Source organism: Shigella sp. FC1661, assembly GCF_001712525.1.
Taxonomy (GTDB): domain Bacteria; phylum Pseudomonadota; class Gammaproteobacteria; order Enterobacterales; family Enterobacteriaceae; genus Escherichia; species Escherichia coli.
The window spans coordinates 1-9,363 of sequence record NZ_MDGW01000069.1 but is presented as its reverse complement, the minus strand read 5'-3'; the positions used below and the strand labels follow the sequence as shown (position 1 = coordinate 9,363).

Genomic DNA, 9,363 nt, shown 5'->3' with positions numbered 1-9,363 from the left:
AGGCAGTTCGCCGTGACCGAGCCAAATCAGGTGTGGTGCGGTGATGTGACCTGTATCTGGACGGGTAAGCGCTGGGCGTACCTCGCCGTTGTTCTCGACCTGTTCGCAAGAAAACCAGTGGGCTGGGCCATGTCGTTCTCGCCGGACAGCAGGCTCACCATGAAAGCGCTGGAAATGGCATGGGAAACCCGTGGTAAGCCCGGCGGGGTGATGTTCCACAGCGATCAGGGCAGTCATTATACGAGCAGGCAGTTCCGGCAGTTATTGTGGCGATACCAGATCAGACAGAGTATGAGCCGGCGCGGAAACTGCTGGGATAACAGCCCAATGGAACGCTTCTTCAGGAGTCTGAAGAACGAATGGATGCCGGTGGTGGGTTACGTAAGCTTCAGCGAGGCAGCTCACGCCATAACGGACTATATCGTTGGATATTACAGCGCACTAAGACCGCACGAATATAACGGTGGGTTACCCCCAAACGAATCGGAAAATCGATACTGGAAAAACTCTAACTCGGTGGCCAGTTTTTGTTGACCACTTCAATCCCATAATCGGATCGTTAATAGCATCCCAGATCCTCGCCACCAGAAACAAAGTACCGACCAAACCCACAGACAGCCCAACGACATCGGTGTAGTAATACATGAGGTACATATACACAATGCCGATCGCAAAATCCTTCCCGAACGCTCCAAATCCATAACTGAGTTTTGTAGTCATTGAAATGCTCATAGGGTATCGGGTCGCTGTTACCAACGCCCGCCTTCTGTTATTGGTATCGTCAGAGGTGTGCGCCGGAATAAATCCCCCGGCGCAGTAGCGTTTAGTCGCGTTTTAACGGTGCAACCAGCCTGGCAGCCAGTCGCCGTGGGCGGCAATCAGGTCGTCAACAAGAGCATATATTTCGTCAATGCCCAGCACGGCGGCAGTATGCGGGTCCATCATCGCGGCGTGGTAAACACGGTCGCGATTTTCCGTAAGAATAGCTTCGGTCAGCAGCGTCTGTACGTTGATGTTGGTTTGCATCAGGGCGGCCAGATGCGAAGGTAGCGTACCGACTTTGGTCGGCTGAATGCCATTAGCATCAACCAGACAGGCTACTTCCACGCAACATCCTTGTGGCAGGTTATCAATCAAACCATCGTTACGGACGTTGCCGTAAATCACACTCGGCTCGCCAGTCCAGATAGCGTTCATGATTGTGCTGGCATATTCCCGTGACGGTTTAATATCAATCCGGGAGGCGTTTTTATACTCCTCCAGCTCTTTATGCCAGTTCGCCAGCTGCTCGACGCAGCGTTTCGGGTACTCATCCAGCGGTACTTTATAACGCTCAATCAAATCCTCACGACCTGGCTTAATAAACCACGGCGTATATTCGGCAAAATGTTCTGACGATTCCGTGACGAAGTAGCCCAGCTTTTTGAACATTTCGTAGCGCACAATATTCTGGCAGCGAGTATTACCATGAATATGTGGCTTCGGTGCCTGCCCTGCTTCATAAGCCGCCAGCAGTTCCGGGTAGAGATTCACGTAACTGCCGTCGGCGGTTTTACGCTCCAGTTCCAGGTAAAACGCCATATGGTTGATACCAGCGCAACGGTAACGCAGCGTGGACGGATCGATATTGAGGTCACGCGCCAGCTCTTCCGCCGTTCCCTGCACCGAATGGCACAGCCCTACCTGTTTGATATGCGGATAGCGGGCATACATCGCCCAGGTATTCATCGCCATTGGGTTAACGTAGTTGAGCAATGTGGCATCGGGGCAGACTTCCGTCATGTCCTCGCAAATTTGCCACAGATGCGGAATGGTACGTAGCGCGCGCATAATACCGCCCGGCCCCAACGTATCGGCAATGGTTTGTTCCAGACCATGCCGCTTACAGACCTCGAAATCAGTCACCGTGCAAGGTTCATAACCGCCAATCTGAAATGCCACCACGACAAAATCGGCATCCTGTAAGGCTTCTTTCTGTTGGGTGTGGCAGGTGATTTTGCCGCTGGCCCCTGCTGAATCCATCAGCTTACGCACCACAATATGCGACTCTTCCAGGCGGGTGGGATCAATGTCCATCAGGGCAATATGCGCCGTTTTCAGCGCCTCTCGATGGAACACATCACCAAGAATATTTTTAACGAAAATCGTCGAACCAGCGCCGATAAATGTAATTTTGGGTGCAGTCATCATGCAGATCTCCTGGCTTGCTTGAATAACTTCATCATGGCAGGCGAATCTGCAGAAAACCTCCGGCTTCCAGGTTGAGCATTCCCATAAACTCAGATCCTGCGTGAAGCAGCAGTAAATCTGAGTTTATGGTAATAAGTTACCTGAAAAGCAGAGTTTTCGGCCTCATGATGCTCGGACGCTCCCCTCGCCTCTCTGGGAAGAGGGTGAAAACCGAGCTCCCACTCGCAGTCATCCTCCCTCACTCCTGCCATAATTCTGATATTCCAGGAAAGAGAGCCATCCATGAATACAGATACGTTTATGTGCAGCAGCGACGAAAAACAGACCCGCAGCCCGCTGTCGCTGTATTCGGAATACCAGCGGATGGAGATTGAGTTTCGCGCACCGCATATCATGCCCACTAGCCACTGGCATGGTCAGGTCGAAGTGAATGTGCCTTTCGATGGCGATGTGGAATACCTGATCAACAATGAAAAAGTGAATATCAATCAGGGTCATATCACGCTGTTCTGGGCCTGTACACCGCACCAACTAACAGATACCGGAACCTGTCAGAGCATGGCGATTTTTAATCTGCCGATGCATCTGTTTCTCTCCTGGCCGCTGGATAAAGACCTGATTAACCACGTCACTCACGGCATGATGATCAAATCACTGGCCACACAGCAACTTAGCCCGTTTGAAGTGCGCCGCTGGCAGCAGGAATTAAACAGTCCGAACGAGCAAATTCGCCAGCTCGCCATTGATGAAATTGGCCTGATGCTCAAGCGATTTAGCCTCTCTGGCTGGGAACCGATTCTGGTCAATAAAACCTCGCGCACACACAAAAACAGCGTCTCGCGCCATGCGCAATTTTATGTTAGCCAGATGCTGGGCTTTATTGCCGAAAACTATGATCAGGCGCTGACCATCAACGATGTGGCTGAGCACGTCAAACTTAACGCCAACTATGCAATGGGGATATTCCAGCGGGTCATGCAATTGACGATGAAACAGTACATTACCGCGATGCGCATCAACCACGTTCGCGCGTTACTGAGCGATACCGATAAAAGTATTCTCGATATTGCCCTGACGGCAGGCTTTCGTTCAAGTAGTCGTTTTTACAGCACGTTCGGCAAATATGTCGGCATGTCGCCGCAACAATACCGCAAACTTAGCCAACAGCGCCGCCAGACGTTTCCCGGCTAAAGACGATATCAGTATCAGCCAAAAAAATAGTTTAGCCGTCGATAACAAGCAGTGAAAATAATTTAAAATAATCACATAACGCATTGTTTATAAAAATAAATATTTCAAAAATGTTTGTTTTTCACGCGCTTTACAGCCCGAAAAGGCCGGAAGATACTTGCCCGCAACGAAGATTCCTTCATAACCGGGTAAGCAATGATGAAAGTATTAATTGTTGAAAGCGAGTTTCTCCATCAAGACACCTGGGTCGGTAACGCCGTTGAGCGTCTGGCAGATGCTTTAAGCCAGCAAAATGTTACCGTGATTAAATCCACCTCCTTTGATGATGGTTTTGCCATTCTCTCTTCAAACGAAGCCATTGACTGCCTGATGTTCAGCTATCAAATGGAACATCCGGACGAACATCAAAACGTCAGACAATTGATCGGTAAGCTTCATGAGCGCCAACAAAACGTGCCGGTCTTCCTGTTGGGCGATCGGGAAAAAGCCCTCGCCGCAATGGATCGCGACCTGCTGGAGCTTGTCGATGAATTCGCCTGGATTCTGGAAGATACCACCGACTTTATCGCCGGACGCGCCGTTGCCGCTATGACCCGCTACCGCCAGCAGCTGTTGCCGCCACTGTTCAGCGCGCTGATGAAATATAGCGACATCCATGAATATTCCTGGGCAGCGCCAGGCCACCAGGGCGGCGTTGGTTTTACCAAAACACCCGCCGGACGTTTCTACCATGACTACTATGGAGAAAATCTGTTCCGCACCGATATGGGCATCGAACGAACTTCCCTCGGTTCTTTGCTTGACCATACTGGCGCATTTGGCGAAAGCGAAAAATATGCCGCACGCGTATTTGGTGCCGATCGCTCCTGGTCGGTAGTCGTCGGTACTTCCGGCTCTAACCGCACCATCATGCAGGCTTGCATGACCGATAACGATGTCGTGGTCGTTGACCGTAACTGCCATAAATCCATCGAACAAGGCTTGATGCTGACAGGCGCGAAACCGGTCTACATGGTGCCAAGCCGCAACCGCTACGGCATTATCGGGCCAATCTATCCGCAGGAAATGCAACCTGAAACCTTGCAGAAGAAAATCAGTGAAAGCCCGCTGACTAAAGACAAAGCCGGGCAAAAACCGTCTTACTGCGTGGTGACCAACTGCACCTATGACGGCGTGTGTTATAACGCTAAAGAAGCGCAGGATCTGCTGGAAAAAACCTCCGATCGTCTGCACTTTGACGAAGCCTGGTACGGCTATGCACGTTTCAACCCGATCTATGCCGATCACTATGCCATGCGCGGCGAACCTAGCGATCACAACGGTCCTACCGTTTTCGCCACCCACTCCACCCACAAACTGCTGAATGCGCTTTCACAGGCTTCTTATATTCATGTACGTGAAGGTCGTGGGGCGATTAACTTCTCCCGCTTCAACCAGGCCTACATGATGCATGCCACCACCTCCCCGCTGTATGCCATCTGCGCATCCAACGACGTGGCGGTGTCGATGATGGACGGCAACAGCGGCCTGTCACTGACGCAGGAAGTGATCGACGAAGCGGTTGATTTCCGTCAGGCGATGGCGCGGCTGTATAAAGAGTTCACCGCTGACGGTAGCTGGTTCTTCAAACCGTGGAACAAAGAAGTCGTCACCGACCCACAAACCGGCAAAACCTATGACTTTGCTGACGCACCAACCAAACTGCTGACCACCGTTCAGGACTACTGGGTAATGCATCCGGGCGAAAGCTGGCACGGCTTCAAAGATATTCCGGATAACTGGAGTATGCTCGACCCGATTAAAGTCAGCATCCTTGCTCCGGGAATGGGTGAAGATGGTGAACTGGAAGAAACCGGTGTTCCGGCGGCGCTGGTCACTGCCTGGCTTGGTCGCCACGGCATTGTGCCTACCCGCACCACTGACTTCCAAATTATGTTCCTGTTCTCTATGGGCGTAACCCGTGGGAAATGGGGGACTCTGGTTAACACCCTTTGCTCCTTCAAACGCCACTATGACGCCAACACACCGCTGGCGCAGGTGATGCCGGAACTTGTTGAACAATATCCTGACACTTACGCGAACATGGGGATTCACGATCTGGGTGACACCATGTTTGCCTGGCTGAAAGAAAACAACCCTGGCGCACGGTTGAACGAAGCCTATTCCGGCCTGCCGGTGGCGGAAATCACCCCGCGTGAAGCGTACAACGCGATTGTCGACAACAATGTCGAATTGGTATCCATTGAAAATCTGCCAGGACGCATCGCGGCAAACTCAGTTATCCCATATCCGCCAGGAATCCCGATGCTGCTGTCTGGTGAAAACTTCGGCGATAAAAACAGTCCGCAAGTAAGTTATTTACGCTCGCTGCAATCCTGGGACCACCATTTCCCTGGATTTGAACACGAAACTGAAGGGACTGAAATTATTGACGGTATTTACCACGTTATGTGTGTGAAAGCGTAACCACTATTCCGCTGAAGGCGTAATTGTTTAAATAACATTACGCCGCCTGGCCTTAGGCCTTTTGAGTATGGCAACGTTTTCATAAAAATTGCTGCAAACAAAAATGTCATACTTTTTGCGCGGCCCCACCCCGCGCTTTTTTTTGCCTGTTATTTACCCTGTAAAAAAATATGTACATGAGAAATTACTATAAAAATTTGTAATATTAGTAAAACTCGTTATTTTTATGTATGTTTATATTCGTCATACAATTATATAACCATTTCCCGGTATCGCTTTGCTTTAGCGAGAACTGGTCTTTTATTCGCACTCAGGAGTACATGTATGAGGATTTGCAGCGACCAACCTTGTATTGTTTTATTGACTGAAAAAGATGTCTGGATAAGGGTGAATGGGAAAGAACCTATTAGCCTTAAAGCTAACCATATGGCGTTATTAAATTGTGAAAATAATATTATCGACGTCTCCTCTCTTAACAACACTTTGGTTGCTCATATTAGTCACGACATCATCAAAGATTACCTCCGGTTTCTGAATAAAGATCTCTCGCAAATACCAGTATGGCAACGTAGCGCTACGCCCATACTCACCCTGCCATGCCTGACGCCAGACGTCTTTCGCGTTGCCGCGCAACACAGCATGATGCCCGCAGAAACTGAGTCAGAAAAGGAACGAACACGCGCATTATTATTCACGGTGCTATCCCGTTTTCTCGACAGTAAAAAATTCCTTTCATTAATGATGTATATGTTACGTAATTGTGTAAGTGACAGCGTTTATCAAATTATTGAAAGCGATATTCACAAAGACTGGAATCTTAGTATGGTAGCCAGTTGTTTATGTCTTAGCCCAAGTCTGTTAAAGAAAAAGCTGAAAAGCGAAAACACCAGTTATAGCCAAATAATCACCACCTGCCGCATGCGTTATGCCGTAAATGAATTAATGATGGACGGTAAAAATATCTCTCAGGTATCACAGTCCTGCGGCTACAACAGTACGTCGTACTTTATTTCTGTCTTTAAAGACTTCTACGGTATGACGCCGCTGCATTATGTTAGTCAGCACAGAGAACGCACTGTCGCCTGATTTTTAACCTTAACGAAGAGCTATATTAATAACGGCATCAGCGATAACCCGGTCGATAATAATTCAACTATCGAATGCAGGCGTATGATATGACGTAATTTATTGTCACGAAGCTCGCCTTCGCAGGAGTTTAATTATGTCTTCGGATGCTGATGCTCACAAAGTGGGCTTAATCCCCGTCACCCTGATGGTGTCGGGGAATATTATGGGGTCAGGTGTTTTTCTGTTACCTGCAAACCTGGCCTCCACTGGCGGGATTGCCATTTATGGATGGTTGGTGACGATTATCGGTGCACTGGGGCTCTCGATGGTATACGCCAAAATGTCGTTCCTCGACCCAAGTCCTGGTGGTTCTTACGCTTACGCCCGCCGCTGCTTTGGCCCGTTTCTCGGTTATCAAACCAACGTCCTCTACTGGCTGGCCTGCTGGATCGGCAATATCGCCATGGTGGTCATTGGCGTAGGATATTTAAGTTACTTCTTCACGATTCTGAAAGATCCATTGGTATTAACCATCACCTGCGTCGTGGTGCTGTGGATCTTCGTCCTGCTGAACATTGTCGGTCCGAAAATGATCACCCGTGTGCAGGCAGTTGCCACCGTGCTGGCGCTGATCCCCATCGTCGGGATTGCCGTATTTGGCTGGTTCTGGTTCCGTGGTGAAACCTATATGGCGGCATGGAACGTCAGCGGCCTGGGCACCTTCGGTGCAATTCAAAGTACCCTTAACGTTACGCTGTGGTCGTTCATCGGTGTGGAAAGTGCCTCCGTTGCCGCAGGTGTGGTGAAAAACCCGAAACGCAATGTCCCTATCGCCACCATTGGTGGGGTATTGATTGCCGCCGTTTGCTATGTACTTTCTACCACCGCGATTATGGGGATGATCCCTAATGCCGCACTGCGCGTTTCTGCTTCGCCATTCGGTGATGCCGCACGGATGGCGTTGGGTGACACCGCCGGGGCCATTGTTTCCTTCTGCGCAGCTGCGGGTTGCTTAGGTTCACTGGGCGGCTGGACGTTGCTGGCGGGTCAAACGGCGAAAGCCGCTGCCGATGACGGACTGTTCCCACCGATTTTTGCCCGTGTAAATAAAGCGGGTACGCCAGTGGCGGGGCTGATTATCGTCGGTATTTTGATGACCATCTTCCAGCTCAGCAGCATTTCACCAAACGCGACCAAAGAGTTCGGTCTGGTTTCTTCCGTCTCGGTCATCTTTACACTGGTGCCATATCTTTACACCTGTGCGGCGTTACTGCTGCTCGGACACGGTCACTTTGGTAAAGCACGCCCGGCATATCTGGCAGTTACTACCATTGCCTTCCTCTACTGCATCTGGGCCGTGGTGGGGTCCGGAGCGAAAGAGGTTATGTGGTCATTTGTCACCCTGATGGTCATCACCGCCATGTATGCGCTGAATTACAACCGGCTACATAAAAACCCGTATCCCTTAGATGCACCAATAAGCAAAGATTAATTCCCCTTAATCCAGCAAACATAAAAGCCAACCTTAAGAACTTAAGGTTGGCTTAATTTTGCTTTGCGAGCATATGCGCACTTTGTTCGATGGAAACACCGTGATGTTGAAGCGCCTACTAAAAAGACCCTCTTTGAATTTACTCGCCTGGCTATTGTTGGCCGCTTTTTATATCTCTATCTGCCTGAATATTGCCTTTTTTAAACAGGTGTTGCAGGCGCTGCCGCTGGATTCGCTGCATAACGTACTGGTTTTCTTGTCGATGCCGGTCGTCGCTTTCAGCGTGATTAATATTGTCCTGACACTAAGCTCTTTCTTATGGCTTAATCGACCACTGGCCTGCCTGTTTATTCTGGTTGGCGCGGCTGCACAATATTTCATAATGACTTACGGCATCGTCATCGACCGCTCGATGATTGCCAATATTATTGATACCACTCCGGCAGAAAGTTATGCGCTGATGACACCGCAAATGTTATTAACGCTGGGATTCAGCGGCGTGCTTGCTGCGCTGATTGCCTGCTGGATAAAAATCAAACCTGCCACCTCGCGTCTGCGCAGTGTTCTTTTCCGTGGAGCCAATATTCTGGTTTCTGTACTACTGATTTTGCTGGTCGCCGCACTGTTTTATAAAGACTACGCCTCGTTGGGTAATGACTCCAACTTACTGATAGTGTTTTATGTTCAGATAATGCCCGATGACCTTGTCATGCAGCTCCACCGATTTTGAGAACGACAGTGACTTCCGTCCCAGCCTTGCCAGATGTTGTCTCAGATTCAGATTATGTCGCTCAATGCGCTGAGTGTAACGCTTGCTGATAACGTGCAGCTTTCCCTTCAGGCGTGATTCATACAGCGGCCAGCCATCCGTCATCCATACCACGACCTCAAAGGCCGACAGCAGGCTCAGAAGACGCTCCAGTGTGGCCAGAGTGCGTTCACCGAAGACGTGCGCC

General features: G+C 49.9%; 6 protein-coding genes and 3 pseudogenes. 6 read left to right on the top strand and 3 right to left on the bottom strand.

Translation table 11 applies throughout. The features are described 5' to 3' along the window. Positions 1-534, top strand: a 534-nt coding sequence (locus tag BFF42_RS05320) for an IS3 family transposase (protein WP_039060271.1), incomplete at its 5' end; no start/stop codon positions are given. A 9-nt stretch (positions 535-543) separates the two neighbouring features. Here the strand turns inward: BFF42_RS05320 and BFF42_RS05315 are convergent. Together BFF42_RS05315 and melA are read right to left on the bottom strand one after the other, a co-directional pair. Further along, positions 544-732: pseudogene (locus tag BFF42_RS05315) on the bottom strand (MFS transporter); the annotation flags it as partial. 102 nt (positions 733-834) lie between these two features. Next, positions 835-2,190, bottom strand: coding sequence for an alpha-galactosidase (melA, locus tag BFF42_RS05310; protein ID WP_039059718.1), 1,356 nt, complete (start codon positions 2,188-2,190; stop codon positions 835-837). A gap of 282 nt (positions 2,191-2,472) precedes the next feature. Between melA and melR the strand changes: the two genes are divergently transcribed. From melR to BFF42_RS05285, 5 genes and pseudogenes are all read left to right on the top strand, one after another. Further along, on the top strand, positions 2,473-3,381 hold the full coding sequence (gene melR / locus BFF42_RS05305; protein ID WP_001090754.1) for a transcriptional regulator MelR: 909 nt from the start codon (positions 2,473-2,475) through the stop codon (positions 3,379-3,381). A gap of 198 nt (positions 3,382-3,579) precedes the next feature. After that, a complete protein-coding gene (adiA, locus tag BFF42_RS05300) occupies positions 3,580-5,847 on the top strand; it encodes an arginine decarboxylase (RefSeq protein WP_077897104.1) in 2,268 nt (755 codons plus the stop codon). Positions 5,848-6,171: 324 nt separating this feature from the next. Continuing rightward, positions 6,172-6,933 carry a DNA-binding transcriptional activator AdiY gene (gene adiY / locus BFF42_RS05295; protein WP_001217059.1) on the top strand — a complete coding sequence of 254 codons (762 nt, stop codon included), beginning with the start codon at positions 6,172-6,174 and terminating at the stop codon, positions 6,931-6,933. A gap of 136 nt (positions 6,934-7,069) precedes the next feature. Next, complete coding sequence (gene adiC / locus BFF42_RS05290) at positions 7,070-8,407, top strand: arginine/agmatine antiporter (protein WP_000093175.1); 1,338 nt, start codon at positions 7,070-7,072, stop codon at positions 8,405-8,407. 103 nt (positions 8,408-8,510) lie between these two features. Next, a pseudogene (locus BFF42_RS05285) lies at positions 8,511-9,080 on the top strand (phosphoethanolamine transferase domain-containing protein); the annotation flags it as partial. Here BFF42_RS05285 and BFF42_RS05280 read toward each other — a convergent pair. Continuing rightward, positions 9,072-9,363 (bottom strand): annotated as a pseudogene (locus BFF42_RS05280) (IS1-like element IS1X2 family transposase); the annotation flags it as partial. The pseudogenes BFF42_RS05285 and BFF42_RS05280 sit on opposite strands and share 9 nt — an antisense overlap.

Excerpts from the sequence above, each read along its gene's own strand:
- melA (WP_039059718.1), bottom strand. The coding sequence starts at position 2,190 with ATGATGACTGCACCCAAAATTACATTTATCGGCGCTGGTTCGACGATT.
- melR (WP_001090754.1), top strand. The coding sequence starts at position 2,473 with ATGAATACAGATACGTTTATGTGCAGCAGCGACGAAAAACAGACCCGC.
- adiA (WP_077897104.1), top strand. The coding sequence starts at position 3,580 with ATGAAAGTATTAATTGTTGAAAGCGAGTTTCTCCATCAAGACACCTGG.
- adiY (WP_001217059.1), top strand. The coding sequence starts at position 6,172 with ATGAGGATTTGCAGCGACCAACCTTGTATTGTTTTATTGACTGAAAAA.
- adiC (WP_000093175.1), top strand. The coding sequence starts at position 7,070 with ATGTCTTCGGATGCTGATGCTCACAAAGTGGGCTTAATCCCCGTCACC.